The sequence below is a fragment of the Herbaspirillum sp. 3R11 genome, assembly GCF_004563925.1.
In the GTDB taxonomy this organism is placed as follows: domain Bacteria; phylum Pseudomonadota; class Gammaproteobacteria; order Burkholderiales; family Burkholderiaceae_D; genus Herbaspirillum.
In genome coordinates this window covers 554,792-580,655 of record NZ_SPNJ01000003.1, presented here as the reverse complement: position 1 = coordinate 580,655, position 25,864 = coordinate 554,792, and the positions used below count along the sequence as shown (strand labels likewise).

At 62.3% G+C, this 25,864-nt stretch carries 22 protein-coding genes and 1 pseudogene; 11 read left to right on the top strand and 12 right to left on the bottom strand.

The window, feature by feature from the left end; genetic code table 11:
* Positions 1-127 precede the first annotated feature (127 nt).
* Positions 128-586 carry a GNAT family N-acetyltransferase gene (locus E4P32_RS16045; RefSeq protein WP_116434851.1) on the top strand — a complete coding sequence of 153 codons (459 nt, stop codon included), beginning with the start codon at positions 128-130 and terminating at the stop codon, positions 584-586.
* A gap of 20 nt (positions 587-606) precedes the next feature.
* Positions 607-1,236: an NAD(P)H-dependent oxidoreductase gene (locus E4P32_RS16040; protein ID WP_116434852.1), complete on the top strand. Its 630-nt coding sequence runs from the start codon at positions 607-609 to the stop codon at positions 1,234-1,236.
* Positions 1,237-1,359: 123 nt separating this feature from the next.
* Here the strand turns inward: E4P32_RS16040 and E4P32_RS16035 are convergent, their stop codons facing one another.
* Complete coding sequence (locus E4P32_RS16035; RefSeq protein ID WP_116434853.1) at positions 1,360-2,676, bottom strand: YihY/virulence factor BrkB family protein; 1,317 nt, start codon at positions 2,674-2,676, stop codon at positions 1,360-1,362.
* 13 nt (positions 2,677-2,689) lie between these two features.
* The gene (locus E4P32_RS16030; RefSeq protein ID WP_116434854.1) at positions 2,690-4,858 is read right to left on the bottom strand and encodes an AsmA family protein; all 2,169 of its coding nucleotides are present in this window, start codon (positions 4,856-4,858) and stop codon (positions 2,690-2,692) included.
* A 435-nt stretch (positions 4,859-5,293) separates the two neighbouring features.
* Here E4P32_RS16030 and E4P32_RS16025 point away from each other — a divergent pair, with 435 nt between their 5' ends.
* The 5 genes from E4P32_RS16025 (at position 5,294) to E4P32_RS16005 (ending at position 11,089) form a co-directional block, all read left to right on the top strand.
* Positions 5,294-5,803 (top strand): PE family protein, encoded by a 510-nt coding sequence (locus tag E4P32_RS16025; RefSeq protein ID WP_116434855.1) that lies wholly within the window; start codon positions 5,294-5,296, stop codon positions 5,801-5,803.
* Between the two features lie 92 nt (positions 5,804-5,895).
* The gene (locus E4P32_RS16020) at positions 5,896-7,008 is read left to right on the top strand and encodes a catalase family protein (RefSeq protein WP_116434856.1); all 1,113 of its coding nucleotides are present in this window, start codon (positions 5,896-5,898) and stop codon (positions 7,006-7,008) included.
* Positions 7,009-7,166: 158 nt separating this feature from the next.
* Positions 7,167-9,518 (top strand): FdhF/YdeP family oxidoreductase, encoded by a 2,352-nt coding sequence (locus E4P32_RS16015; protein ID WP_116434857.1) that lies wholly within the window; start codon positions 7,167-7,169, stop codon positions 9,516-9,518.
* On the top strand, positions 9,515-10,705 hold the full coding sequence (locus tag E4P32_RS16010) for a putative zinc-binding metallopeptidase (protein ID WP_116434858.1): 1,191 nt from the start codon (positions 9,515-9,517) through the stop codon (positions 10,703-10,705). The genes E4P32_RS16015 and E4P32_RS16010 overlap by 4 nt, the downstream gene beginning before the upstream one ends.
* A 66-nt stretch (positions 10,706-10,771) precedes the next feature.
* The gene (locus E4P32_RS16005) at positions 10,772-11,089 is read left to right on the top strand and encodes a hypothetical protein (protein ID WP_116434859.1); all 318 of its coding nucleotides are present in this window, start codon (positions 10,772-10,774) and stop codon (positions 11,087-11,089) included.
* Between the two features lie 87 nt (positions 11,090-11,176).
* Here the strand turns inward: E4P32_RS16005 and E4P32_RS24415 are convergent.
* A pseudogene (locus E4P32_RS24415) lies at positions 11,177-12,106 on the bottom strand (NAD(P)-binding domain-containing protein); the annotation flags it as partial.
* Between the two features lie 34 nt (positions 12,107-12,140).
* Positions 12,141-13,571, bottom strand: coding sequence for an aldehyde dehydrogenase family protein (locus tag E4P32_RS15995; RefSeq protein WP_116434861.1), 1,431 nt, complete (start codon positions 13,569-13,571; stop codon positions 12,141-12,143).
* Positions 13,572-13,931: 360 nt separating this feature from the next.
* Here E4P32_RS15995 and E4P32_RS15990 point away from each other — a divergent pair, with 360 nt between their 5' ends.
* The gene (locus E4P32_RS15990) at positions 13,932-15,137 is read left to right on the top strand and encodes an ABC transporter substrate-binding protein (RefSeq protein WP_116434862.1); all 1,206 of its coding nucleotides are present in this window, start codon (positions 13,932-13,934) and stop codon (positions 15,135-15,137) included.
* Positions 15,138-15,265: 128 nt separating this feature from the next.
* Here E4P32_RS15990 and E4P32_RS15985 read toward each other — a convergent pair whose 3' ends face one another.
* The 4 genes from E4P32_RS15985 to E4P32_RS15970 form a co-directional block, all read right to left on the bottom strand.
* Entirely contained in the window at positions 15,266-15,883 is a 618-nt protein-coding gene (locus E4P32_RS15985) for a thiamine pyrophosphate-dependent enzyme (protein ID WP_116434863.1), read from the bottom strand.
* On the bottom strand, positions 15,880-16,425 hold the full coding sequence (locus E4P32_RS15980) for a thiamine pyrophosphate-binding protein (RefSeq protein WP_116434864.1): 546 nt from the start codon (positions 16,423-16,425) through the stop codon (positions 15,880-15,882). The genes E4P32_RS15985 and E4P32_RS15980 overlap by 4 nt, the downstream gene beginning before the upstream one ends.
* Positions 16,426-16,565: 140 nt before the next feature.
* Positions 16,566-17,498, bottom strand: coding sequence for a LysR substrate-binding domain-containing protein (locus E4P32_RS15975; protein ID WP_116434865.1), 933 nt, complete (start codon positions 17,496-17,498; stop codon positions 16,566-16,568).
* A 111-nt stretch (positions 17,499-17,609) separates the two neighbouring features.
* Positions 17,610-18,431, bottom strand: coding sequence for a universal stress protein (locus E4P32_RS15970; RefSeq protein ID WP_116435305.1), 822 nt, complete (start codon positions 18,429-18,431; stop codon positions 17,610-17,612).
* A gap of 218 nt (positions 18,432-18,649) precedes the next feature.
* Between E4P32_RS15970 and E4P32_RS15965 the strand changes: the two genes are divergently transcribed.
* Both E4P32_RS15965 and E4P32_RS15960 read left to right on the top strand, forming a co-directional pair.
* Positions 18,650-19,066 (top strand): hemerythrin family protein, encoded by a 417-nt coding sequence (locus E4P32_RS15965; RefSeq protein WP_116434866.1) that lies wholly within the window; start codon positions 18,650-18,652, stop codon positions 19,064-19,066.
* A gap of 139 nt (positions 19,067-19,205) precedes the next feature.
* On the top strand, positions 19,206-20,759 hold the full coding sequence (locus tag E4P32_RS15960; protein WP_116434867.1) for a sensor domain-containing diguanylate cyclase: 1,554 nt from the start codon (positions 19,206-19,208) through the stop codon (positions 20,757-20,759).
* 9 nt (positions 20,760-20,768) lie between these two features.
* Here E4P32_RS15960 and sbcB read toward each other — a convergent pair whose 3' ends face one another.
* From sbcB to E4P32_RS15940, 4 genes are all read right to left on the bottom strand, one after another.
* On the bottom strand, positions 20,769-22,205 hold the full coding sequence (gene sbcB, locus E4P32_RS15955; protein WP_116434868.1) for an exodeoxyribonuclease I: 1,437 nt from the start codon (positions 22,203-22,205) through the stop codon (positions 20,769-20,771).
* Between the two features lie 107 nt (positions 22,206-22,312).
* On the bottom strand, positions 22,313-22,927 hold the full coding sequence (locus E4P32_RS15950; protein WP_233526667.1) for a hypothetical protein: 615 nt from the start codon (positions 22,925-22,927) through the stop codon (positions 22,313-22,315).
* 180 nt (positions 22,928-23,107) lie between these two features.
* On the bottom strand, positions 23,108-23,653 hold the full coding sequence (locus E4P32_RS15945) for a DUF3828 domain-containing protein (RefSeq protein WP_116434869.1): 546 nt from the start codon (positions 23,651-23,653) through the stop codon (positions 23,108-23,110).
* A 132-nt stretch (positions 23,654-23,785) separates the two neighbouring features.
* Complete coding sequence (locus E4P32_RS15940) at positions 23,786-24,088, bottom strand: antibiotic biosynthesis monooxygenase family protein (RefSeq protein ID WP_116434870.1); 303 nt, start codon at positions 24,086-24,088, stop codon at positions 23,786-23,788.
* 363 nt (positions 24,089-24,451) lie between these two features.
* On the opposite strand from E4P32_RS15940, the gene E4P32_RS15935 reads away from it, so the two are divergent.
* A complete protein-coding gene (locus tag E4P32_RS15935) occupies positions 24,452-25,750 on the top strand; it encodes a solute carrier family 23 protein (protein ID WP_116434871.1) in 1,299 nt (432 codons plus the stop codon).
* The last annotated feature ends 114 nt before the right edge of the window (positions 25,751-25,864 follow it).

The following is a 25,864-nucleotide window of genomic DNA, read 5'->3' as shown; positions in this document are numbered from 1 at the left end:
GATCGGACAGAGGCGACGGATTGACGGTCGTCCCTTGTCCCAGTGAAATCTGTGCTTCTTGGCTCTGTCGGTTGTGCCAAACCTTCCTTACCATGCAGGCTTGTCTACTCTGCCCGGAAGGATTTCCATGTCCAACAGTCCCGCCGTCCTGCGCCATGCCGATACGCCGGAAGCGCTGCGCGCCTGCTATCCCGTCATGAAGCAGTTGCGTCCGCACCTGCAAAGCGAAGCGGAATTCCTCGAACGCGTGGCGCGCCAGGCCGCTGAAGGCTACCGCCTGCTGGCCGAATGGCAGGACGACCAGCCGGTCGCGCTGGCCGGCTATCGCCTGCAAGAGAACCTGGTCTACGGAAAATTCCTCTACGTCGACGACCTCATCACCACCGAAGCGGCGCGCGGCAGCCAATGCGGCGCGCGCTTGCTGGATGCACTCGGCGAAGTTGCTGCGCAGTCCGGTTGTGTGCGGCTCACGCTCGACACCGGACTGGCCAATGCGCTGGCGCAACGCTTCTACTTCCGGCAGGGGCTGCTGACCAGCTCCATGCGTTTCGGCAAAGCCATCACTCCCATCATCCCTGTCCAATAAAGAAACAAAGGAACAGCTTCATGAAATTGCTTCACGTCGACGCCAGCGCCAAGCGCGAATGGTCCAACTCGCGCGCGCTCTCGCGTCACTTCATCGATCTGCTCAAGCAGCAGATCCCGGCTCTGGAAGTCGACTACCTCGACGTCGCCGCAGACACGCCGGCACACGTCAGCGAAGCCTTCACCGTCGCCACCTACACGCCGGCCGCGGATCGTACGCCGGCCATGAAGCAGACATTGGAAGCCTCCGATGCGCTGTGCAAGCGCGTGCTGGATGCCGACGCTTTCGTGTTCGCCATGCCGATGTACAACTTCTCGATGCCGTCCGTGTTCAAGGCCTTCATCGACAACATCGTGCGCACCGACCTGACCTACAAGGTCGGTGCCGACGGTTCCTATCAGGGTCAGTTGGCGCCGGAAAAGGTATTGTTCCTGACCACGCGCGGCGCCGATCTGCGTCCCGGTTCGCCGCTGGCGGGCATGGATGCGCTGACACCGGCCTTGCGCGCGGCGTTTGCCTTCATGGGCGTGCCGTCGCCGACCTTCGTCGATGCCCAGCCGCTGACCTTCAGCGCCGTGCAGGAACGCGAAGCGGCGCTGGTACGCGCCAAGTCTGAATTGGCGGCACTGGCGCAACGCTGGGCCGTATAAAGATAGTCAAGAGCGGCTAACAAAACGTCGATAGCAAGGCGCGCCGACGAAGACAGTACGCGAGTACCTCAGTTAAGTTGAACCGGGAGGTGCAACGCCGCTAGCGGCGTTTTGTTAGCCGCTCTAAATGCGCGGCTGGCGCGAGCCGAAGTTGTTGGCATAGATCCAGGTGAACTCGGCGCCGAGCAGGAAAATCTGCGCCGAGTAATAGATCCACGCCAGCAGCAGCGCAAACGATCCTGCCGCGCCGAAGCCGGAACTCATGCCGGTCCTGCCGAGGTACAGGCCGATCAGGTATTTGCCGATCATGAACATCACCGTGGTCGCCATCGCGCCGATGCGCACGTCGTGCCATGACAGGCTCACGCGCGGCATGAAGCGGTAGATCGCCGAGAACAGCACGGTGAACACCGCGAACGAAATCACGAAGTTGGCCACGTGCATGACGATGGTCCAGCCTTCGAACCAGTCGCCCCACCATTTCCCCAGGGCCGCCAGCCCGGCGCTGACCACCAGCGACACCATCAGCATGAAGCCCAGTCCGAGGATCAGACCGAACGACAGCAGGCGCGTGCGCACCAGCGTCCAGATGCTGCTCTGGCGCGCCACGGTGGGCATTTTCCAGATGCGGTCGAGTGCGCTCTGCAGCTCGGCGAACACGGCGGTGGCGCCGACCGCCAGCGTGATCACGCTGAGCACCGTGGCAATCACGCCATCCGAGCGCGTGCTGACCGACTTCAGCAAGACCTGCACCGCGATGGCGCCGTCGGTGCCGACGATGCTGCGGATCTGCTCGACGATTTCTCCCTGCGCGGCATCCTGGCCGAAGATCATGCCGGCGATGGCGATCGCGATGATCAGGATCGGCGCGATCGAAAACATGGTGTAGTAGGCGATCGCTGCGCCCATGCTCGGCGCGAAGTTGTCGAGCCAGGCGTTGACGGCGGCATGGACGAATTGCCATGCCTGGCTCCACCACGGTCCGGGCTGGATCTTGACGATGCCGCCGTCGGATGGATGCAACTGCGACGACTCTGCGTTCAGGGCCGCAGCGGCCTCCACCAGCGCCGCGGATTCGCGGGTCTTCTCCAGCGAGGCGTGCGCCGCACGCTTGCCCTGTTCGGCCTGCCACGAGGCGATCATCGGCAGCACCGTGGTCAGCACCGGTGCGAGTTGTTCGAGAAAGCTGGATTTGCGAGGATGGGCGGCTTTCCTGACGGCTGCAGGAGGACGCTGACGCGGTGCGGGCAGTGCGGCAGCGGGTGACGCGGTCCGCTGCGACCGTTTCGGCTGTTGCGGCTGTTGCGGCCGTTGTGTATGCCTGCGGCGCAGGCCGGCAAACAGCAGCCCGAGTCCGGTCGCCAGCACCGCGCCGGCGACGATCTTGCCGGCCTTGTCGCCGTCTCGCTTCTTGCGTTGCTGCGTGTCGATATCGGGCATGTCAATTCTCCTGTTACGGCTTGTTTTGCGTTCCCGGCTTTGCCGGCGTTCCCGCTTTTCCCATATCGGATTGCGTGACCGGTTTGGCCGGTGCTGCAGTCGGTTCCGAGTGCGGCTGGGCGCGCGTCTGCGCGGTCTTCGCCATCGCCAGCGCGCAATCGTCGGCGTTGTCGCGCTTGTCGCCCATGCTCACCAGCGGCAGCACTGCGGCAGCCGGCGCCAGCAGAGCCAACGCGCCGGCGGCGGCAGCCTTCAGCGCCAGCGGACCCTTGTACGGGCCAATGTCGGGATGGGCGAATGTGCCCTTGGCGTACAGCGGCGTGCGCAGTGAAAAAATCCGCATACCCTTGGCCTGTGGACGCACGTCCAGGTCCAGTTGTTCCCGGCTCAGGTCGACGCCGCCGGTTACGTCGACGCGCGTGTCGTCGGTGTCGAGCATGAAGCGGCGTACATCGGCACGGCCGTTGTTGACGACCATGTCGCCAACCATGCAGTTGAGGTGCACCGGTTTGTCGCCGAACACTTTGGCGAAGACGGCGTTGGCGATATTCAGGCCGGCCGCTTCCAAGATGAACTTGCTGACGGCGCCTTCGCTGACCACTGCGCCGATTTCACCGTTGGAGGTGCCCAGCATGGTCGCGATGGAGTTGCCGTGGCCGGTCAGCGCGGCGTCGCCGTTGATCTCGCCGAAACTGGCTTGCATCGATTTCAGTTTTGGGAAAAGTTCGCGCACCTTGACCTGGCGCGCGGCCAGCTTGATCTGCGCGGCAATCGGCTGATGCCTGCCGTCCAGCGAAATGTTGGTGGTCACCTTGCCGCCGGCCAGGCCGAAGTTGAGCGGCGCCAGACTCAGTACGCGGTCCTGCATGCGGATGACGGTATCGACATCCTGCAGCGCGGCGAAGCTGCTGATGATTTTTTTTCCCTTGAAGGCGATGTCGGCGTCAAGCGCGGCCCATTGTTCGGCGCGGAACTGCTTGTCCGGCAGCAGCTTGTCGCGTCCCGGTTTTTTTGAGGCGGCGTCGGCCCCCACGGAAGGGCCGAGATCGGCCAGCCGCAATTGCTGCGAGGTGATCGTACCGCGCAGCAGCGGTCGCGGCAGCTTCGGCTGGCGCGGCAGGTATTGCGCCGTGCCGGCCAGGTCGCTGTCGCCGACACGGCCGGTGAATTTCTCGTAGGTCCAGAGCCAGATGCCGTCATTCTTGGTGCCGATCAGGCGTCCGCGCGTTTCGTAGGCGGGCGTCTGCGGCAGCAGCACGCCGGTGACCGGATACAGGTCGCTCATGCTGTCGCCGCCCAGCGTCAGTTGCAGGTCGAGTCCGGCCGGCGCGCGCGGGTCGTTGATGATGCCGTCGATGCTGGCCTTGTTCTTGCCGATCAGGGCCTGCGCCTGGATCGGAAACACCGAATGTTCCGCGGTAAAGGCCAGCAGGCCGCCGGCCTTGCCGCTGCCGTTCACCGATGCCTTGCGATAGGTGCCGGTGGCGGTGAATTGCAGGCCGAAGCGCTGGCCGCTTGCCGGGCCCTTGGCGTTGGCATCGTCCAGCGAGGTGACCTTGGCCTTGAGATCGAGATCGAGCAGGCGATTGACATACATCAGGTCACCGTTGCTGAAGCTGCCGTGCAGCACTTCCAGGCGCCACGGCGATGGCCGGTCGGGGTCGCGCAGCCGCCATGAACGGCGACCTTGTGCATCGCGCTCCAGCGCCAGCATGGGCGAGTCCATGACGAGGTTGCTGAGCACCACGCGGTGATCCAGCAGCGGCAGCGGATGCAGCGCCACGCTGATGCGGTGTGCGGTGAGCAGATTGGGGCCGGTGCTGGCCCAGGAAGGATTGGCGAAACGAACATTGTCGCCGGTGATGAGCAGGCGCGGCACGTAGCGATGCCAGCCGGGTTCGGTCGGCAGGCCCAGCGTGTAGCCGACCTTGAGATTGCCGCCGATGGCGAACTCGCGTCCGGTCAGATCAACCACCTTGCGGCTGATCCAGGGGCGGGCGACATTCCAGTCGACGGTGGCGACGGCGATCAGCAGCGTGACGCAGAGCAGAACCAGGCCGGCGAGCACCCATAGAACGATGCGGATGACGAGGCTCAGAAGCGAACGGCCGGAGCCGGAGGGCGGCCGGGATGGGGGAAGCGGCTCGGGTGAAGCTGCGGTAGCGGTCGGGATTTCTGTCATTGCTTGCTCTTCTTATGTTCGTGGTGACGTCGATCTGTCGTGCAGCAGGGTGGGCCGCAGCGCTTGTCCATGCGTATCCATGCGTATCCATTATGCCTGCCGCCGCTGTGCAAAAGGGATTGCGGGATGGTGAACCGGAAGTGTCGCGCCGGCAAGGCCGTGCAGGCTAGAGGAAAATCCCGCCTTCGCTTGTAGGAAAAGGCCTGATAGCTGCGCTCACAAGTCCCGTGCCGCTTCGCCGATGGCCGAATCCAGCATGCGCCGACACAGATTTGCCGCTTGTCCGACTGACCCGCAGACGGAGCAGGCGTAGTGTGAATGACATCAACAGAGCTTTCCGGTCCATGCGCACGCCTTGCTTGTCCTGCCTGTGCATGGGCCTTCCTGTTTTTGATTCATCGGCATACATATTTACCATCCACACAAGGAGATAACATGAAAAAGACCTCAATCCGTATCCTGACGCTTCTGGTCGCTGCGTCGCTGGGCGGCGGCGCCTATGCACAAACTTCCACGGGCGCTGCAGGCGGCGTCGGGGCAGGCGCTGGAGCAAGCGGCATGACCTCGGGCTCCGGCGGTTCGGGATCCGGTTCCGGCTCGGCAGGCGTCTCCGGTAATGGCGGCGCATCCTCCACGCGCAGCGGTTCCGGCGTCAACAGCAGCGGCAATGCCGGCATCAAGGGCGGCGTCAATGGCGCAACAAACGGAGCAACAAACGGCGGCGCCAATTCCGGCACGCGCTCGGGTAGCGGCGGTGCAAATGGCGGCGTCAATGCCGGCGTCGGCGTGAATGGCGGCGGCAACAGTAACGGTAACGGCGGCAGTGGCGGCGCCGGCGCGTCAGTCGGCGTGGGCGGCTCGGGCAATGCAGGCGGTTCCGGTGGCTCGGGCGGTCTCGGCGTCGGTGTTGGTGTCGGCGGCGGCGCTGCCGGCGGTACACGCTAACCGCTAGCAGATCGAGATCGGCCCAGCCACATCGGTTGAGCCGATCAGCATCCCACTCTCCCACTCACCAGCCATCAGCGGAGGACACGCCCATGAAGCCAGACGATCGCAATCTCGATGCGCCGATCTACTACGATCCGGCGTACGAACTCCTTGAACCCGATGAGAAGGAGGTGGAAGCCGGCCTGATCGCCGCACTCAAGGAGATTTCGGAGACCACCTTCAAGCATTCCGGCCACGCCATGCGCAGCGTCCATGCCAAGAGTCACGGCCTGCTGCGCGGTGAACTGGAAGTGCTGGGAGGTTTGCCTGCGACCTTGGCGCACGGCGTGTTCGCCCGTCCCGGCATTTATCCGCTGGTGATGCGGTTGTCGACCACGCCGGGCGACATGCTTGACGACAAGGTATCGACACCGCGTGGCATGGCGATCAAGCTGGTCGGCGTGTCGGGGTCGCGTCTGCCGGATTCGGAAACCGACGTGACCCAGGATTTCGTGCTGGTCAACGGGCCGGCGTTCGCCGTCTCGAGCGCGAAGAAATTCCTCGGTACGCTGAAGCTGCTGGCCAAGACCACCGACAAGGCGCCCAAACTCAAACAGGCGCTCTCGTTGTTGTTGCGCGGCGCCGAAGAAATGCTCGAATCCGCCGGCAAGCAAAGCTCGACGCTGATGGCCATGGGCGGCCATCCGCCCAACCATGTCCTGGGCGAAACCTACTACAGCCAGGCGCCGCTGCTGTGCGGGCCTTTCATGTCCAAAATTTCGGTCGCGCCGGTGTCGGCCAATCTGAAAGCGCTGACCGGCGCACAGGTCGACTTGCGCGGCAAGCCCGATGGCCTGCGTGAAGCCGTGTGCGACTTCTTCGCCGCCAATGATGCGGAGTGGGAGTTGCGCGTGCAGCTATGCACCGACCTGGAACGCATGCCGATCGAGGATGCCTCCGTCGTGTGGCCCGAAGACCTCAGCCCGTATGTGACGGTTGCGCGCATCCGTGTGCCGCGCCAGGCGGCGTGGAGCGAAGCGCGTTCGCAGGCGATCGACGACGGCATGTCGTTCAGCCCGTGGCACGGCGTGGTTGCGCATCGGCCTGTGGGTTCCATCATGCGCATCCGCAAGGCGGCCTACAGTTTCTCCGCAGGATTCCGCGCGCGCCATAACGGCAAGTCCACCGCCGAGCCGGTTGACCTTGGCAAGTTGCCGGACTAAGCCGTCGCCATCATCCGTGTGTTGCGTTGTAGGACAGGCGCTGTATGTAAATCGGCTCCCGGCCTACAGTCAAATCGCCGCCGCAGGTGGAAGATGAGGCTTTGGCCTGAAGCGAGTATTGATGTTGCTCGCCGGGCCGTGTCGGCACGGAGTTGCGCATGAAGACCAAAGACATCCCCGAAGAAGCCACCTTCACCGAATACACCAACGCCGCCGGCGGCTGGGGTTCGGTGCGTGCGCTCGGTTCCATCCTGATGCAGGAACATGTATTGACCTCCGGCACGCGTGTGCTGATGAAGCAGAACAAGCCGGACGGCTTCGCCTGCGTCAGTTGTTCGTGGGCCAAGCCGGCGGACCCGCATGTGTTCGAATTCTGCGAGAACGGCGCCAAGGCGACCGCCTGGGAAATCACCGACAAGCGCGCCACGCCGGAATTCTTCGCGCAGCACACCGTCACCGAATTCGAAAGCTGGTCCGACCTCGAACTCGAAGCCGTCGGACGCGTCACGCATCCGATGCGCTACGACGACGCCAGCGACAAGTATCTTCCTATCGCCTGGGACAAGGCTTTTGACGAGATAGGCTCCGCGCTGCGTGCTGCTGATGCCGAGAAAGTAGTCTTCTACGCTTCCGGCCGCGCCTCGCTCGAAACCTCCTACATGTACCAGTTGATGGCGCGCATGTACGGCAATAACAATCTGCCCGACAGCTCCAACATGTGCCATGAGTCGACTTCGGTGGCCTTGCCGAAAACCATCGGTGTGGCGGTCGGCACGGTCACGCTGGACGACTTCGCCTCCACCGATTGCCTGCTGTTCTTCGGCCACAACACCGGCACCAATGCGCCGCGCATGCTGCATTCGCTGGAAGAAGTGCGCAAGCGCGGCGTGCCGGTGATTACCTTCAATCCGCTGCGCGAACGCGGCCTGGTCAGTTTCGTCAATCCGCAATCGCCGCTGGAAATGCTGACGCCGGCGCGCACCGCCATCAGTTCGCAGTATGTGCAGATCAAGATCGGCGGCGATACGGCCGCCGTGATGGGCATGGCCAAGTGGCTGATCGAAGCCGACGACGTCGCCCGCGAAACGCGCCAGCCGCGCCTGCTCGACGTCGGCTTCATCGCTGACCATACCGCCGGCTTCGAAGAATTCGCCGCCGCTGCGCGCAGTGCCGAATGGGACGAGATCGAACACCGTTCGGGGGTCTCGCGCGCCGAGCTGGAGCAGGCCGCGCAGACTTACGCCAACGCCCGTTCGACCATGCTGATGTACGGCATGGGCGTGACCCAGCATCGTGAAGCGGTGCGCACCATCCACATGCTGACCAACCTGCTCCTGCTGCGTGGCAATATCGGCAGGCCGGGCGCCGGTATCTGTCCCATCCGCGGTCATTCCAACGTGCAGGGCCAGCGCACCGTCGGCATCACCGAAAAACCGGAGATGGTGCCGAAGGAAAAATTGAAAGAGCAATACTGTTTCGACGTGCCTGAAAAGAAGGGGCTCAATACCGTCGAAGCCTGCGAAGAAATCCTCAAGGAAAAGATTTCGGCCTTCTTCATGCTGGGCGGGAATTTCGTGCGCGCGATTCCGGACCACAGCCGCATGGAGCCGGCCTGGCGCAAGATCCCGCTGACCGTGCAGGTGGTCACGCGGCTCAACCGCAGCTCGGTGATCCACGGTCGCCGCTCCTATCTGCTGCCGTGCCTGGGAAGGATCGAAGTTGATCAGCAGGCCAGCGGCGCGCAAGCCGTTTCGGTGGAAGATAGCACCGGCTGCATGCACGGTTCGCATGGCATGGTGAAGCCGGCGTCGGAACATCTGCTGTCGGAAGTCGCCATCGTGGCCGAGATCGCCAAACGCATCCTGATCCCCAATCCACGCGTCAACTGGAACGCCTGGGCCGCCGACTATTCGCGCATCCGCAACGCCATTGCCGAAACCTATCCGGAAATTTTCCACGACTTCAACGAGCGCATGTGGACGCCCGGCGGTTTCGCGCGGCCATTGGCGGCGCGCGAACGCAAGTGGAAGACGGAAAACGGCAAGGCCAATTTCATCACGCCCGACAGCCTGGACGAAGACCCGGACATGCCGGCTGACGGCCCCGATGTATTGCGACTGATGACCACGCGCGGCGACAACCAGTTCAACACCACGGTGTACGGACTCGACGATCGTTTCCGCGGTGTACACGGCACCCGTCATGCATTGCTGATGAATGTCGCCGACATCGAACGCCTGGGACTGAAAGAGGGCGACCTGGTGACTGCCGCGACCGTGTCGCAGGACGAAATCGCGCGCAGCGTCGACAAGCTGCGCGTGCACGCATTCGACATTCCGGCGGGGTGTATCATGGGCTACTTCCCGGAGCTCAATCCGCTGATTCCTTTGGCGCATCATGCCAAGGGCAGCAAGGTGCCGGCCGCCAAGTCGATACCGGTTCGACTCACGCGCACGCAAATGCAGACCGCGCAGCCTGAAGACATCATTATTGGAGCCCCCGCGCCTTGAAGACATTCCACTGCGACAATTGCAGCAAGCAGGTTTTTTTTGAAAATACCGTTTGTAATCATTGCGGCTGGATGCTGGGCTATCAGCCCGAGCATCAGATCATGAGCAGTTTCACGCCGGCCGATCAGCCCGAAGTGCAGACGGACGCATCGACCGACGCACCTGCCGACGCAGCTATCCAATCCGAGGCGCCTTCGCGCTGGCGCAGCGTCAATCCGGTCAATGCCGGCAAGCTGTTCCGGCAATGCAGCAACTACGCGCAGGAAAAGGTGTGCAACTGGATGCTCGACGACCAGGACGAGCATGCGCTGTGCGCCTCCTGCCGCCTGACTGCCGTCATTCCTTCGCTGGACGACGCCAATAATCCCAACAATCGCATCCTGTGGCACAGGCTCGAAGTCGCAAAGCGCCGCCTGCTGCATTCGCTCTGGACCATGCGGCTGCAACCGCGGCCCAAACCGGACGATGCAAGCAATGGGTTGTCCTTCGAATTCTTGCAGGACATGCCGCATGAAAAAATCATGACCGGCCATGCCGACGGCGTCATCACCATCAACATCGCGGAGGCCGATCCGGCCTACCGCGAAAAGATGCGCGAGCAAATGGCCGAGCCTTATCGCACGCTGCTCGGACATTTCCGCCATGAGAGCGGGCATTATTATTTCGATCGGCTGATCGCCGGCAACGCACGGCTGGACGCTTTTCGCGCGCTGTTCGGCGACGAGACCGCCGACTACGGGCAGAGCCTGCAGCGCCATTATGAGAACGGTCCGGTGCAGGGATGGGAACAGAATTTTGTCAGCGTCTACGCCAGCAGCCATCCGTGGGAAGACTGGGCCGAAACCTGGGCGCATTACCTGCACATGTTCGACACGCTGGAAACCGCCTATTCCTGCGGCGTGCAGTTGCGTCCCCAGCATCGCGGTGAACAGCAACTGGTGATCGACGCATCGCCGGTGGAAGAGGACAGCTTCGACGAGCTGGCGCGCGAATGGTTTGCGCTGACCTATGTGCTCAACAGTCTCAACCGCAGCATCGGGATGCCGGATTCCTACCCGTTCACCTTGTCGACGCCGGTGCTGGAAAAGTTGCGTTTTGTTCACGCCGTGGTGCGGGAGGCGGGAGTGGAATCGGAGGCGGGAGTGTCGGAATCACAGGAAGCATCGGAGATATCGGGAATTTCCTGATACCTTTAACAACATTGGCCCCGTAAGCTTCTCCCATCCCTTGCAGACACAAGAACGGAGCTTACAATGAGCGGCAACAACGGCGGCACCAACAACGAAATTTCCCTCAGCTATTGCATCGCCAACTACGCGGTGACCCTCGACATCCTCGCGATCCTCGTGCGGAAAAACTACCTGACGCGCGACGACGCACTGGAATCGGTGCAGCGGGCGCGCAAACTGGCCAACCTTTCCAACGGCTTTCCCGGCGAGCATGACTATCTTTCCGCCGCCAAGGAATGCATGGAGCTGATCGACCAGGTGTTCAAGACCGATACCTCCAATCTGGCCTTCGTCAGCCTCGGCCAGGGCCGCAGCGCCGGCGCGCAGGACCAGGCGCAGTAACTCACCGTTTTCTGCAATGAAAAGCGGCAGCAGGGCACGATGGCGTGCCTTGCTGCCGCTTTTTTTCGTCCGTCTTTTACTTGGCGATTACTTGGCCAGCCGCGCCTTCGGCGTGTTCGACAGGTCGCACAGCACATCCACCATCGCCGAGAAATCGTTGCCGCCGAAGCCGCGCGCACGGGCCGTGCTGAACGCTTCGCGCGCCGCTGCGCCGATCGGCATCGGCGACTTGGCCGAATTGGCGGCGCTGACGATCAGCGTCAGGTCCTTATGCGCCAGGTCGATGGTGAAGCCTGGTGCGATGTCACCCTTGAGCACCTTGTCCGGCCACGCAATCTTGAGCTGGCCGTTGGTGGCCGTGGTGCCGTAGATGACGTCGAGGGTCTTTTCCAATGACAAGCCGAAACGTTGCGACAGCGTCAGCGCTTCCGCATTGAGCTGGCACGACACCACCGCCAGGTAATTGTTGACCAGCTTGGTGCGGGTGCCGGTGCCGACGGCGCCGCAATGATGGATGGTGGTGCCCATCGCCTGCAGCAGCGGCAATACCTTGTTGAAGTCGGCTTCGGTGCCGCCCACCATGAACAGCGATTCGCCGCGGTCGGCGTGACTCGCCAGGCGTCCCACCGGCGCATCCACGAAGGACTTGCCGCCGGCCAGCGCGGCTGCCGCCAGTTCATCGGTAGCTTCCGGTTCGACCGTGCTCATGTCCATGACGATGGCGCCCTTGCGCGCGTGCGCCAGCACGCCATCGGCGCCGTTGACGGCTTCCAGCACCACGGCCGTGTTGGGCAGCATGGTGACGATGACGTCGACGTCGCGCGAGGCTTCGGCGATGCTGCCGGCCGCCTTGGCGCCCAATTTGACCAGCGCGCCGACGGCGTCGGCGTTGATGTCGAACACTGTCAGCGCGAAGCCCTTGCGCTGCAGGTTGGACGCCATGCCCATTCCCATGCGGCCGAGGCCGACGAAACCGACGGTAAGGTTGTTGCTCATGCTTGTCTCCTTATGGTTTTTGTTTGCTGACTGCTGCTTACTGAATGTTGTCGCCTTACACGCTCAGGTAAGAGGTCTTGACGATGGTATAGAAATCGATCGCATACGTGCCCTGCTCGCGCGGTCCGTAGCTCGAGCCTTTGCGGCCGCCGAACGGTACATGGTAGTCGAGCCCGGCGGTGGCCAGGTTAAGCATGGTGAGGCCGGCTTCGGCGTTGGCCTGGAAATGGCGCGCGTGCTTTTGCGAGGTGGTGCAGATGCCGGCCGAGAGGCCGAAGGCGGTGTCGTTGGCCAGGTGCAGCGCTTCCTCGTAGTCCCTGGCGCGGATCACGGCGGCGACCGGGCCGAACACTTCTTCGCGGTTGATGCGCATGTCGTTGGAGGTCTCGGTGAACAGCGTCGGCGACAGGTAATGTCCTGGCGTCGCGCGTTGCAGCAGCTCGCCCTTGACCACGGCGCGCGCGCCTTCGGCGATGCCGACGTCGATGTAGCGCAAGTCCTGTTCCAGCTGGCGGCGGTCGACCACCGGACCGACCTGGGTGCCGGCCTTCAGTGCATTGTCGATGACGATCTTGCCGAGGCGTTCGGCGACGGCGGCGACGAAGCGGTCATGGATGCCGGCCGTGACGATCAGGCGGCTCGATGCCGTGCAGCGCTGGCCGGTCTGGAAGAAGGAGCCGTCGACGGCGCAATTGACGGCGGTGTCGAAGTCGGCGTCGTCCAGCACCACCAGTGGATTTTTGCCGCCCATTTCCGCCTGCACGCGAATCATGCGCTGCGTGGCGCGCTGCACGATCTGGCCGCCGGTCTTGACCGAGCCGGTGAAGGTGACGGCATCCACGCCGGCCAGAATGGCGTCGCCGACCACCGCGCCGGCGCCGTGCACCAGGTTGATCACGCCGGCCGGCACACCGGCGCGGGCGATGATGTCGACCAGCGCGGTGGCGCTGGCCGGAGTCAGTTCAGACGGCTTGAAGACGACAGTGTTGCCGAAGGCCAGCGCCGGCGCGATCTTCCACGCCGGAATCGCCACCGGGAAATTCCACGGCGTGATGACGCCGATCACGCCGACCGGATCGCGCGTGATTTCGACGTCGATGCCGGGCCGCACCGAGGCCAGCTTTTCGCCGCGGATGCGCACCACCTCGCTGGCGAAGAAGCGGAAGATATTGGCCGCGCGCGCCACTTCGCCGATGCCTTCGGCGCGGGTCTTGCCTTCTTCGCGGGCCAGCAGTTCGCCCAGTTCTTCCTTGCGGGCAAACAATTCATTGGCGACCGTGCTGAGGACGTCCGAACGCAATTGCACCGTGTTGCGCGACCAGCCCGGCAACGCCTGCCGCGCTGCAGCAACGGCGTCGGCGGTTTGCGCCGCACTGGCGTGCAAGGCGACGCCGACGACGTCGTTGGTGTCCGACGGATTGATGTTGTCGTGGCGCTCAGCGCCGGCGACCCACTCGCCGGCGATCAGGTTCTTGTACTCGGTCATGGTCAGCCTTCTGTAAAAGGAATGCGTAAAGAGAGTGCGAAATTGCGGAAGAAGAATGCGGCGGCGCAACGAAGAAAACCGACCTCCGCGCCGGATGGCAGACGCCAGCATTGCACGGGCGAAACGCCGCCGTCCAATACCGGATTGTGATCGCGCCATTACGTTTCTGCATGCGGCGTCCTTCCATAGCAATCGGGAATGAGCCGATCACAATCAGGTATTAGACATGGCGTGCCGGGCGCGTTAAGTTTTCTACGCCGACGGATGGAATGCAGCTATCCGAAATCGACCCCGGGACTGAACGCCATGGAGATCCTCATGTGTTCACCTGCGGCCATACCAATGACAATGGAGAAGACAATGCGCATGAGATTGACAGCACTGGCGGCGGCGATCGCCGCCGGCATGATGATGGCGCCGGCAGGGATGGCATTTGCCGCGGGCGACACCATCCGGATAGGTTTCATCACCGACATTTCCGGCGTGTACGCCGACATCGACGGACCCGGCGGCGTGGAAGCGATCAAGATGGCGATCGCCGATGCCGGCGGCAGCGTCAACGGTAAGAAGATCGAACTGTCCGTCATCGATCACCAGAACAAAGCCGACATCGCCGCCACCCGTGCGCGCGAATGGTACGACGCCGGTTACGACCTGGTCATCGGCGGCACCAATTCTTCGGCCAGCCTGGCCATCGCCAAGATCGCGGCGGAGAAGAAACGCGTCTTCATTTCTTCCGGCAGCGGCACCACGCGCCTGACCAACGAAGAGTGCAATGCCTATACCGTGCAATACACCTACGACACCATGTCGGTGGCGCGCGGCACCGGCACGGCGATGGTCAAGCAGGGCGGCAAGACCTGGTACTTCCTGACGGCCGACGTGGCGTTCGGCAACTCGCTGGAGAAGGACACCGCCGACACCGTGCGCGCCAATGGCGGCACCGTGCTGGGCGCGGTCAAGCATCCGCTCGGGGCCAGCGACTTCTCGTCCTTCCTGTTGCAGGCGCAGGCTTCCAAGGCGCAAGTGCTGGGCCTGTCAACCGGCGGCACCGACCTGATCAATGCGATCAAGGGCGCCTCCGAATTCGGCGTGTCCAAGACCATGAAGCTGGCCGGCATTTTGATGTTCATCAGCGACATCCATTCGCTCGGTTTGCAGCAGACCCAGGGTTTGTATTTCACCGACGGCTACTACTGGGATCGCACCGATGAATCGCGCGCCTGGTCGCAGCGCTTCTTCGCCAAGACCAAGCGCATGCCGAGCTCGCTGCAGGCCGGCGACGCCTCCGCCACCTCGACTTACCTGAAGGCGGTCAAGGCTACCGGCGGCACTGATCCTGACAAGATCATGGCTTACCTGCGCGAGAACAAGATCAATGACTTCTTCGCCACCAACGGCGTGATCCGTCCCGACGGCCGCATGGTGCACGACATGTTCCTGATGCAGGTGAAGGCGCCGGCCGATTCCAAATATCCGTGGGATTACGCCAAGGTGGTGCAGACGATTCCGGGCGATGCGGCTTACATGAGCAAGGCGGAATCGAAGTGTAGTCTGTGGAAATAAAATGTAGATAGATCGAAGCAGTGGTTGCAGAAAACGTCCGCCGTGTGCGGACGTTTTCTATTTCATCATCTATGTAGCCATAAAAAAACCCGCCGGAGGAGGCGGGCTGAACGCACAGCTGAAAAACTTTATACAGGACCGAAACCGAGTGCTTCGCGGAAGCGGTTCTTGGTGTAGACGCCGTCGCGGGTCGGCAGCGCGCGCGGCAATTCGTCGGCCTGCACGAACACTTGCGCCAGCAGCGCGCCGGAACGCGTGTTGATGTCGGCGGCCAGCGACGGCAGCTGCTCCAGCGTGTTGACCGTGACCACCTTGCCGATGCCGCAACCGCGCGCCACTGCCGCCAGGTCGGTGCCCAGGCTGGTGTGACTGCGCTGCATGCCGGTCTCGCCGAAGTGGCCGTTGTCGATCACGATGATGTTGAGGTTGGCCGGCTTTTGCGCGCCGATGGTGGCGAGTGCGCCGATGCCCATCAGTTGTTCGCCGTCACCGGTGATGACCAGCACGGTGCGCTTGGGTTGCGCCAACGCCAGTCCGAGACCGACCGCAGCGGCGCCGCCCATCGCGCCCCAGAGGTAGAAATTCTCCGGGCGGTCGCCGGCGGCGTAGACGTCATAGGTCGCCGAGCCGAGGCCGGTGATGACCAGCGCATCGGGGCAGGCCGCGATCAGCTGCTTGACGAAGGCGCGGCGGTCGATGTGTGCTGTGCGTTGATTTGCTTGGTTCGCTTGATTCTGCTGGCTCATTTGCCCTCCCATTTTTTCTTGCCGATCAGGCGTTGGCCGAGCAGCACGCAGACCGATTCGCCGCCTTCAAACGCGGCGTCGAAACCGGCCGACACCGTAGCTGCAACTTCTTCCGGGCGGTCGGCGCGCAGCACCGTGATGCCCATCAGTTCGATGGCGGCCTGTGTGGCCTTGCCCATCGGCGATTGCCATTGATTGAATTCGGCCCACTCGCCGCGCATGGTGATGATGGCGAGAAAAGGGAAGCGGCAATTGTTCACCAGCGAGAACATGTTGATGCAGTTGCCGACGCCGCTGCTCTGCATCAGCAGCACGGCGCGCTCGCCGCCGAGCCAGGCGCCGCACACGCTGGCGACGCCCTCTTCTTCGGTGGTCAGGACGATGGGGTGCATGCCCGGTTCTTCGTGGACGCGATTGATCACGTGCGAGTGGCCGGCATCGGGCACGTAGGCCACCTGGCTGACACCGCCGTTCTTGAGGATGGAAAAGATATCTTCGCGCCAGGCGTAGAGGTCGTTTTGGGCGCTGCCAGGACTGTTCATGTTTGCTATTCCCCGTTCATTGAGCTTGGATGGGAATAGTAGGGTGCGCCCCGCGCAGGCGTCCAATGCTGAAATTTGTTCGGTCAATCAGTTTTCAGCATAGCTCTCGCGAACGTCCGGATGAGACGTTCGCGAGCAGATCAGTTTGCCAGCCAGGTAGCGCCGGGCCAGTTGTCCTGGGCCAGCATTTCCTTGATCAGTTCGCGCAGTTCGGTGACCGCGCAGCGCACCGCAATCGACGAACGTCGCGTCAACGGCAGGGCCAGCACGATCTTGCGCTGCAGGGTCGGACTGGAGATCGGCGCCACGCTCAGGCGTCCGGCGGCGACGTCGTCGAATACCGCGACGCCGGGCAGGATGGTGTAACCGAGGCCGCTGAAAACGAGATTCTTCTGCACGTTCATGGCGTTGGTTTCGGCGACCACGTTGAGGTCGATCTCGGCCAGCGCGCAGGCCTTGTCGACCAGCAGTCGCAAGCCGTGCGGCTGGCTCGGCAGGATCAGCGGCAACTCGGCGACGTAGCGCAGGGCGGCGACGCCGTCGACGGCCGGATTCTTGCCAGGCAGCGAAACCAGATAGAGGCTTTCGTCAAGCAGCGGTTGCACTTCCAGCACCGAGGAGGGCTTGGGATCGTAGAGCAGCGCAACGTCGACGGCGCCGTCTTCCAGCCATTGCTGCAGGTGGCCGGCGTAAGCGACGGAAATGTTGACGATCAGTTGCGGATACAGCGTGCGCAGCCGCGTGATCAGGCGTGCGGCGAGCAGGTCAGTGGTGCTCGGCAGCAGGCCGACGGTGATGTTGCCGGTGACCATGCCGGGTTCCGGCACGATCTCAGCCTTGGCCAGATCGAGCTCATGCAGCGCGCGCTTGGCGTGCGTTGCAAGAATCTGGCCGGCATCGGTCAGTTCCATGCCGCGGCTGCCGCGTTCGAACAGGGTGGTGCCGATGTCTTCTTCCAGCATGCGCAACTGGCGCGACACGGCGGGCTGGACTATGTGGAGCAACTCCGCTGCGCGCGTGACGCTGCCGGTTTCGGCAATGGCGAGCAGGGCGCGCAATTGTTTGACGTTCAAATGGCCTCCTTGATTGCAGCGGCCATTGAGGCCGGGCTTGTCACATGCATCTGGTGCGCATTGGTCCCGGCGAGTTTAGCACCACTCCGGCGCTCCGGCTCCGACGACGCGTCAGTGCGAGAACAGCACCGGCAAGGTCATGCAATTGAGGATGGTTTTGGTGACGCCACCCAGCAGCACTTCGCGGAAACGGGTATGGCCGTAACCGCCCATCACCAGCAGGTCGGCGCCGGTGTCAGCGGCCAGCGAGAGCAGTGCGTTGCCAATGTCGAGTTCAGTGGGTTGCTGCAGGACGTTGACGTTGACGCCGTGGCGCGCCAGATAGAGTGCGATGTCAGCTCCCGGTTGCTGGCCGTGGACGTCGTACAGCGCGTCGGGATTGAACAGCACGACGTCGACGTTGCGGGCGCGGCGCAGGAACGGCAATGCGTTGGTCACCGCCCGCGTGGCTTCCATGCTGCCATCCCAGGCCACCAGGATGTGGGTGCCGACCTTGTCGAACACGCCGGCGTACGGGATCGTCAGCACCGGACGTGCGGTATTGAGCATCACGTATTCGGGCAGGTCGTAGACGTCGCCTGAGTCGCGTTCGTCCGGATCGGTCTGGCTCAGCACCACCAGGTCGGCGTAACGCGCCTGCAGAACCAGTGCGCCGGCCGGATCGTCTTCGCTGAGGCGTCGCTCGAAAGTCACGCCTTCGCGGCGGGCGGACTCTTCGAATTTTTGCAGTTCGGTTTGCGCGCTCTCCCGTAAGGAGTCGATGACCGATCCGATGAAGACGACGCCATCGGGATAAATGAAGCGTGAAATGCCGGTCATGGAAGTACCCACCAGATGCGCCTCCTGGCTTGCCGCCAGCTGCGCTGCGAGTCGGATGCGCGCCGCCGCATGTCGGGATTGATCAACGTGGACGAGTATGGTTTTGTAAGTCATGAGCTCACCTTTTGGTTCGGACGATATGGAAACCTGATGGAGCATGTCCATCAGCGCATGCAAGCAACTTAGCATCGGCAAGTTTGCGATGGATTGATGTATGTCAAACGCTGAAGCACTGTTGCCGTTCAGGTGGGATATCCCGGGTGTTTGACTTGCATCAAGCCGTTGGTGCGCATTTGGCTTACATTGGGCGACACGCAGAGGGAAGGCAGGATATGGAAAACTTGGAATGGTCGCCGCAGATGTCTCTCGGCATCACGGAAATGGATGACGCGCACAGAGCGCTGGTGAGAGAGTTGACGCTGGTGATGCAGGCTCCCGATCACGAGTTCAGTGCGCGCCTGCAGGGTCTGATCGGATTGCTGGAAGCAGATTTCCGCGAGGAGGAGGCGCTGATGGAGGAAATCAGCTATGCGAATGCGAATTTCCACAGGCAACATCACGCGCAACTGCTGAGCACGCTGCATCATCTGGTGCCACGGGCGCTGAGCGGCGACTATGTCCTGCCGCGTGGAATCGTGCATGCTTTGCCGCAATGGTTTCTCGTTCATCTGGTAAGGATGGATGCGCCCCTGGTCAATGCACTTGCGGCGCATGCCCTGCAGGCCGAGCAGACAGGCAAGGTGCATTGATGAAGGGCAAGAATGCATGCGCGCAACTGTGTTGTAAAAAGATGCTCGGTATGTGATTTTTGACGCAGGTCATGTGCAGGAGGCAGGTGTTTTCTTTAGCATGAAAACGCCCGCTTCTCTTGCCCCTGCATGACCCACGATGCCTCACAGAAAACAAACCTACGTCATCTTCCTCGCCAAGACTCTGGTGGTCCTGGCATGCGCGCTGCTCGTTGTTCTGGCCGTCGTGACCGACTGGCGAGCACGCCAGCATCAACTGCAAGAGGCCGGGACCACCAGCCACAACATTGCGCTCGCGCTGGCGCGGCATGCCGACGACACTTTCAGGCAAGCTGACACCATCTTGATCTTCCTCGCCGAACGGCTCCTGCACGATGAACGCAAGCCGGCATCGCTGCGCAAGCTGGAAACATTTCTGGCGCAGCAGACAGTGGAATTGCCCCAGTTGCACGGCTTGTTCGTCATCGACAAGGACGGCAAGTGGCTGCTCAATTCACGTCAATATCAGGCGGGAAACGTTAGCAGCCGCGACCGTGAATATTATCTCTATCATCGCCAGCATGAAGACCTGTCGCCGCATATCAGCATGCCGGTGCAAAGCCGCGCCAACGGAGAATGGATCGTCACCATTTCACGACGCCTCAATAGCGCCGAAGGCAGCTTTGACGGGGTGGTCATGGCGGCGATCCGGATTGCCTATTTCAGCAAGTTTTATGAAAGCTTCGACATCGGCGACGGCGGTGCGGTGATTCTTGCCAGCAACCAGGGCACGTTGCTGGTGCGGCGGCCCTTGATGAATGATTCGATCGGCAAGAGCCTGGCGGAGGCGGCGATATTCCGCGACCACGCCGCCATCAACACGAGCGGGACCGCGCGCATCCGTTCTTCGCAGGACGGCGTCACCCGGATCAACAGTTATCGCCATCTTGAACGCTATCCGCTGTTTGTCGCGGCGGCGCTATCCGAGCAGGAAGTGCTGGCAAGCTGGCGGTCGGATGTGCTGTTGCACGTAAGCGGACTGATCGTGCTGCTGTCGCTTCTCGGCTGGCTGGGCGCGCGTCTGATCCGCCAGATCGAATTGCGGGTGGAGGCCGAGAACAAAGCCAACCATGCACGTGAGCATGTCGAATTCCTGAACCGGACTCTGCAGAACCTTGCCACGCAAGACGGCCTGACCGGACTGGGCAATCGTCGCTGTTTCGATGAGGAGATGGCGCGGGCTTTGCGGCGTTGCGCGCGGGAAGGAAAGCCGCTGGCGCTGATCATGATGGACGTCGATTTTTTCAAACGCTACAACGATACCTATGGCCATCTCGCCGGCGACGAATGCCTGCGTAAGTTGTCGCAGGCGATCCGGCAGGGACAGAAGCGCGAGGGTGACCTGGCTGCGCGCTACGGCGGCGAAGAACTGGTGCTGTTGCTACCCGATTGCGATGGCGACGATGCGCTGGCCATTGCGGAAGAAACACTGGAGCGCATACGGGCGTTGCAGCTGCCGCATCAGGGTAATCCCACGGGAATCGTCACTGTCAGCGCGGGCGTCGCGGTCCTGGATGCGGTCAGCGAAGGCGATGTTGCGGAGTCGCTCATCGGCAGGGCCGACAAGGCCTTGTACCTGGCCAAATCGACGGGAAGGGATCGCGTCTGCGCCAGTGAAGCGAGTACCGACGCCCGGCGACCCATGCCGGCCTGAACGGCACGTTCAGCTGCGTTCAGGCGCAATCATCTCGGCATAGTCGTAGAGCGCACCGAGGATTTCCTCGCCGCGTTCATCGGCCGACTCCGACAACTGGTCGATTTCCTCGAATAGCCCATCCAGCGTGCGGGCACCGCCTGCGCCGTCGAACAGGCGTGCAGCGCGATGATCTTCCCAGCGCTGGGTTTCTTCCGGCGACAGGGTTTCGGGGAAGTTGCGCGCGCGGTAGCGGAACAGCAATTCCTCCAGCCGCGCGTCGTCGAAACTGATCTTCGACTGCGCCAGCTGCAGCGGCGTCAGGGCGCGCAGTTGCGTCAGTTGACGACGGTCGTTGTTGCCGACAAAGCCGCCGTAGAGATCTTCGTCGACATCGTTGGGGGCTTCTTTCGGACGCTGGAATACCTTGGCCCAGATCGCGCCCATCTCCGGCAATTCAGCTGCCGCCGTGGCGTTCTGCAAGGCCGCGTCGATGTCGAGATTGAATTCGGCGGCGCGCTGCGCCGTCAGCGTCTTCAGGCTGGCGATCACCATCGGCGACTTGTTCAGGTGGATGGTCTTGACCGGCAGGCGCGTGACGCCTTCCGGCAGGTCGTCGGTCTTGCTGAACATGCGCGTGCGGATCGTGTCGGCGTCGAGGCCGGCGAGTTCGCGCGGATCGCGGCTGAGGTCCCAGGCGATCACTTCATTCTTGTTGGTCGGGTGCGTGGCTAGCGGCCACATCACGGCCACGCAGCCTTGCGCGGCGGGGAACATGCCGGACACATGCAGGAAGGGCTTGGCCAGCGGCAGGCCGAGTTCGGCGGCGACGCGATCCTTCTTGTGCAGCGCCAGGCAGAAGTCGAACAGGCGCGGCTGCTTGTCGCGAATCAGGCGGGCGAAGGCGATCGTCGCGCGCACGTCGGACAGTGCATCGTGCGCCGCTTCATGCAACAGGCCGTTGGCCTTGCTCAAGTGTTCCAGCTTGAAGCTGGGCGTGACGCCGTCTTCCTTCTTCGGCCATTCGATGCCTTCGGGGCGCAGCGCATACGTGGTGCGTACGACGTCGAGCAAGTCCCAGCGGCCGCAGCCGTTTTGCCACTCGCGCGCATACGGATCGATCAGGTTGCGCCAGAACATGAAGCGCGTGATTTCATCGTCGAAGCGGATGGTGTTGTAGCCGACGCCGATGGTGCCGGGCTCCGCCATGGCCTGTTCGATCTGCGCCGCGAACTGGTATTCGGGGATGCCGCGCTCAAGACAGACTTGCGGCGTGATGCCGGTGATCAGGCAGGACTGCGGATCGGGCACGAAGTCGGGCGCCGGCTTGCAGTAGATCATGATCGGGTCGCCGATCTCGTTGAGGTCGGCGTCGGTGCGGATGGCGGCGAACTGGGCGGGACGATCGCGGCGCGCCTGGGCGCCGAAGGTCTCGTAGTCGTGCCAGAGGAAGGTGTGATTGGACATCGTGACGGTACAGTGACGGTTCGGTGGTTGCAGCACGGAGGCGCCGGCAGGGCCGGCAAAACTTTCCGCGATTCTAACCGATAGCGCCGGCCTTCCGATGACGGACGTTACTGGACGATGCGCCGTTCGTTCTTGTTGAGGATGCCTTGCAGGGTCTTTTGCAGGTCGCCGGTATGGACCGTGGCAGTATTGCCACCGCCGTATTCGATGTTGTCGATGACCCAGCCGCGCGCGTCGCGCGTGAGGATGACGCGGTCATTCGACTTGAACGGCGCCTGCAGCTTGGCGTCGCTGTAGATCAGTTCGACCGTGCAGACGCCGCTGCTGTCGGCGCTGCTCTGGCTGGTTTCACAGCGCAGCAGGCGATACGTTGAAGCGCCCTTGGGATGGGTGGTGAACAGGTCGCCGTCGACCAGCGGCGGGGTCTGGTTGTCGGTCTGGGCCAGGTGGGCTTCTTCAGCGACCGAGACGTCCTTGAGCAGATCGAACAGCGGTACCGACAGGAAGTGGCGGAAGGTGATCAGTTCCTTCAGCGACAGCGCGCCGACGGGGCGATTCGACTGGTGGGTCTGGTAAAAACTGTTGACCAGATCCTTGGCCTCCTGCTCGCGGCTGGCGCTGCATGCGGACGCGATAAAGGCGACAGCCAGGATCATTATTTTGCCGAATTGCTTCACGATCATTCTCTCCCCGGCGATGGCGGCGCGGATGATTGCCCGCACGGCAAAGCCATTGCTGTGTTGTCATGTTGTCAGCTTCCCCGTTTTTTCCTCGGGGAAATGCAGCCAGCATGATAAATCAAACGTCGGACTTTGCGTGTACGTCGCAGCCGTCTGCAGGGATGTTATCGGAAGCGGCGGCGCATTTCTTCAATGCCGCCGGCAGGAGATGAAAACGGAACCTCAGTTGAATTCGTTGATGATGCTGCTGAGGGTGTCGGTGAGATATTCGCGCTGCGACGACTGGTCGCTGCCGAGGAATTCAATGTCGTCGATGCGCCATTGCTTGTCTTCCCTGACCAGCATCAGCTTGTCTTTCCACTTCTCTTCATCTCCTCCGTTGCCACCCTTATAGGTGAACCTGACCTGGCAGGAGGCGTGCGCGTCGTCGCTTTCGCAACTGTCGACCTTGAAGGTGGAGGCGCCTTCGAACAGCGAAGTGAACAAGTCGCCGTCCACCAGCGGCGGCACCGGATCGGTGGCGGCGGCGTGGTATTTGATTTCGGTCTCGGACGCCTGGCTCAGCAGCTTGAACAGCGCCTGCGAGACGAACGGCTGCAACTGCTTCAGCTCGTCCGCGCTCGGGATGCCCGGACTGTGCGTCTTCATGTGCTGCTGGTAAAAGCCGGAAATCACCTTCTCCTGCAAGTGCGTATCGTCCGGCGGTTCGCCGCAGCCGGCCGCGAGGGCGACCGCCGACAAGGCGGCGAGGCGGGTAAGAATCTTCATGCGCGTGGTCCGGGTATATCGATGTGGAGGTGCAATGTCATTAGTCGGTTAGGTCGGGCAATCGGCATTGCGTTCCCGGTGTTTGTACATTGCGGCAGGATCGCCTGCCGCAATGACAGCTTGAAGGTGTATTTACTTCGAGCCGCTCAGCAGCGCAAAGTGTTCGACAGTCGGTGCGCCGGCGAAGAACGGGCCGACGATGCCGCGCCATTCGGTGAAGGCAGGCGATTCGCGGAAGTCGACGGTATGGTTTTCCAGTGTCGCCCATTGCACCATCAGCAGGTAGCGTTCCGGCGATTCGATGCCCTTTTGCACCTGATGGCCGAGATAGCCCTTGGCCTTGGCGATGGTCTGTACGACGCCGCGTTGGATGGCTTCGTCGAATTCAGCCTGTTTGCCCGGTTGGATGCGGATATCGGCAAGTTCCAGAATCATTGTTGTCTCCGTTTGAGCGTGTAATTGAAAGTAAGTGCGTGGTGAAGCGGGGCTTGATTATTACATTTTCCCGGCGGCATCGCGTGAGCATGGTCGGGCGACGGCTGAAAAACTTTCAACGCCGGCACGGCCAAATTGGGGCAACAGCGGTCCACGGCGGGGAATTCCGCACCGCGACAACGCAAGCTTGCCCAGAGGCGCATTTTTTTTGCGTTTTTCTCTTGTTTAAGGCATGCGGGCAATTGTCATTTGGACGTTGCCTCAATACACTAGCGGTCATTCCACACAAGGTGCATCGCGGTTTCCAGCCGATGAGCGCCGTATAACAACTCCATATAACAACTTCAACTCGGAAGGAAATTCATGGCGGGTTCATATTTCCCACAATGGCGTGTGCGCAGCGGCACGTCGGATGGACAAGGACAGGTCATCGCAGCCGACGAACGCCTGCCGATGCCGCAAACGGTCGCCATGGGCGTGCAACACGTGGTGGCGATGTTCGGTTCGACCGTGCTGGCGCCGCTGCTGATGGGCTTCGATCCTAACCTGGCGATTCTGATGTCGGGCGTCGGCACCTTGTTGTTCTTCCTGCTGGTGGGCGGTCGCGTGCCGAGTTACCTCGGTTCCAGCTTCGCCTTCATCGGTCTGGTGATCGCCGTCACCGGCTATGCCGGACAAGGTCCCAACGCCAACCTCGGCGTCGCGCTCGGCGGCATTGTCGCCTGCGGCGTGGTGTATACGCTGATCGGTTTCCTGGTCAGTATCGTCGGCACGCGCTGGATCGAAAGCCTGATGCCGCCGGTGGTGACCGGTTCGGTGGTTGCGGTGATCGGCCTGAACCTGGCGCCGATCGCGGTCAAGGGCGTGACCGGCAACAACTTCGACGCCTGGATGGCGCTGGGTACGGTGTTGTGCGTGGGTCTGGTGGCGGTATTCACGCGCGGCATGATGCAGCGCCTGCTGATCCTGATCGGCTTGCTGCTGGCGTACGTGATCTACGCGATCCTGACCAACGGCGCCGGCCTCGGCAAGCCCATCGATTTCAGCGCGGTCGCCAACGCAGCGTGGTTCGGCATCCCGAGCTTCGCGGCGCCGGTGTTCAAGGCCGAAGCCATGGCCTTGCTGGCGCCGGTCGCGATCATCCTGGTGGCGGAAAACCTCGGCCACATCAAGGCGGTCAGCGCCATGACCGGCCAGAACCTCGACAAGTACATGGGACGCGCCTTCATCGGCGACGGTCTGGCGACTATCCTGTCGGGCAGCGTCGGCGGCACCGGTGTGACCACTTACGCCGAGAACATCGGCGTGATGGCGGTAACCAAGATTTACTCGACGCTGGTGTTCGTGGTGGCGGCGGTGATCGCGATCGTGCTGGGCTTCTCGCCCAAGTTCGGCGCGGTGATCCTGACGATTCCGGGTGCGGTGCTGGGCGGCGTATCGATCGTGGTGTTCGGCCTGATCACCGTATCGGGCGCGCGCATCTGGGTCGAGAACAAGGTCGACTTCTCCAACAATACCAACCTGATCGTGGCAGCGGTGACGCTGGTGCTGGGCGCGGGCGACTTCACGCTGAAACTGGGCGGCTTCGCGCTGGGCGGCATCGGTACCGCCACGTTCGGCGCGATCATCTTGTATGCCTTGCTGAGAAAGCGCGGCGCATAAAGTTGTCGAAATAAAAACGCGGCCTCATGGTCGCGTTTTTTACATGCAAAGTTTTACCGATTTGAAACTGCACGAACTTGCCAGATTTCCATTGAGCAATGTTCATGAACTTAC

Excerpts from the sequence above, each read along its gene's own strand:
- E4P32_RS16045 (WP_116434851.1), top strand. The coding sequence starts at position 128 with ATGTCCAACAGTCCCGCCGTCCTGCGCCATGCCGATACGCCGGAAGCG.
- E4P32_RS16040 (WP_116434852.1), top strand. The coding sequence starts at position 607 with ATGAAATTGCTTCACGTCGACGCCAGCGCCAAGCGCGAATGGTCCAAC.
- E4P32_RS16035 (WP_116434853.1), bottom strand. The coding sequence starts at position 2,676 with ATGCCCGATATCGACACGCAGCAACGCAAGAAGCGAGACGGCGACAAG.
- E4P32_RS16030 (WP_116434854.1), bottom strand. The coding sequence starts at position 4,858 with ATGACAGAAATCCCGACCGCTACCGCAGCTTCACCCGAGCCGCTTCCC.
- E4P32_RS16025 (WP_116434855.1), top strand. The coding sequence starts at position 5,294 with ATGAAAAAGACCTCAATCCGTATCCTGACGCTTCTGGTCGCTGCGTCG.
- E4P32_RS16020 (WP_116434856.1), top strand. The coding sequence starts at position 5,896 with ATGAAGCCAGACGATCGCAATCTCGATGCGCCGATCTACTACGATCCG.
- E4P32_RS16015 (WP_116434857.1), top strand. The coding sequence starts at position 7,167 with ATGAAGACCAAAGACATCCCCGAAGAAGCCACCTTCACCGAATACACC.
- E4P32_RS16005 (WP_116434859.1), top strand. The coding sequence starts at position 10,772 with ATGAGCGGCAACAACGGCGGCACCAACAACGAAATTTCCCTCAGCTAT.
- E4P32_RS15995 (WP_116434861.1), bottom strand. The coding sequence starts at position 13,571 with ATGACCGAGTACAAGAACCTGATCGCCGGCGAGTGGGTCGCCGGCGCT.
- E4P32_RS15990 (WP_116434862.1), top strand. The coding sequence starts at position 13,932 with ATGCGCATGAGATTGACAGCACTGGCGGCGGCGATCGCCGCCGGCATG.
- E4P32_RS15985 (WP_116434863.1), bottom strand. The coding sequence starts at position 15,883 with ATGAGCCAGCAGAATCAAGCGAACCAAGCAAATCAACGCACAGCACAC.
- E4P32_RS15980 (WP_116434864.1), bottom strand. The coding sequence starts at position 16,425 with ATGAACAGTCCTGGCAGCGCCCAAAACGACCTCTACGCCTGGCGCGAA.
- E4P32_RS15970 (WP_116435305.1), bottom strand. The coding sequence starts at position 18,431 with ATGACTTACAAAACCATACTCGTCCACGTTGATCAATCCCGACATGCG.
- E4P32_RS15965 (WP_116434866.1), top strand. The coding sequence starts at position 18,650 with ATGGAAAACTTGGAATGGTCGCCGCAGATGTCTCTCGGCATCACGGAA.
- E4P32_RS15960 (WP_116434867.1), top strand. The coding sequence starts at position 19,206 with ATGCCTCACAGAAAACAAACCTACGTCATCTTCCTCGCCAAGACTCTG.
- sbcB (WP_116434868.1), bottom strand. The coding sequence starts at position 22,205 with ATGTCCAATCACACCTTCCTCTGGCACGACTACGAGACCTTCGGCGCC.
- E4P32_RS15945 (WP_116434869.1), bottom strand. The coding sequence starts at position 23,653 with ATGAAGATTCTTACCCGCCTCGCCGCCTTGTCGGCGGTCGCCCTCGCG.
- E4P32_RS15940 (WP_116434870.1), bottom strand. The coding sequence starts at position 24,088 with ATGATTCTGGAACTTGCCGATATCCGCATCCAACCGGGCAAACAGGCT.
- E4P32_RS15935 (WP_116434871.1), top strand. The coding sequence starts at position 24,452 with ATGGCGGGTTCATATTTCCCACAATGGCGTGTGCGCAGCGGCACGTCG.